This is a genomic window from Bradyrhizobium sp. LeoA1Lang (assembly GCF_055413685.1).
This window is the reverse complement of record NZ_JBVAPG010000684.1, coordinates 1-250: the sequence shown is the minus strand read 5'-3', so window position 1 is coordinate 250 and position 250 is coordinate 1. Positions and strand designations below refer to the sequence as shown.

Sequence of the window (250 nt, the reverse complement as noted above, 5' to 3'; positions counted from 1 at the left end):
GGTTGGCCGATGATCGGGCTCCGCGCTGGGTTATCGATCTGGATCGCGACGCAGCCGGTCGATTTCCGTCGCGGCATGGACTCGCTGGCGATGCTGGTGAGCGAGGCGTTTGGAGCCAATCCGTTCGTGAGCGTCACGAGAGGATCGCCGTGCCCGGCCTTGACTTGCGCGGAATGCTTTGGATTGCCCGATCGGGGTGATTGACGCTGCCGCTGGGCGATGATTGGGTGCTCCCCTCTGAAGGGACCTC

At 64.0% G+C, this 250-nt stretch carries 1 protein-coding gene; it reads left to right on the top strand.

Annotated elements, in window-relative coordinates; translation table 11 throughout:
* Positions 1–9 precede the first annotated feature (9 nt).
* On the top strand, positions 10–204 hold the full coding sequence (gene tnpB / locus ACZYOF_RS44970) for an IS66 family insertion sequence element accessory protein TnpB (RefSeq protein WP_463719727.1): 195 nt from the start codon (positions 10–12) through the stop codon (positions 202–204).
* Positions 205–250 lie beyond the last annotated feature (46 nt).

Coding starts and splice junctions, on each gene's coding strand:
- tnpB (WP_463719727.1), top strand. CDS start 10: ATGATCGGGCTCCGCGCTGGGTTATCGATCTGGATCGCGACGCAGCCG.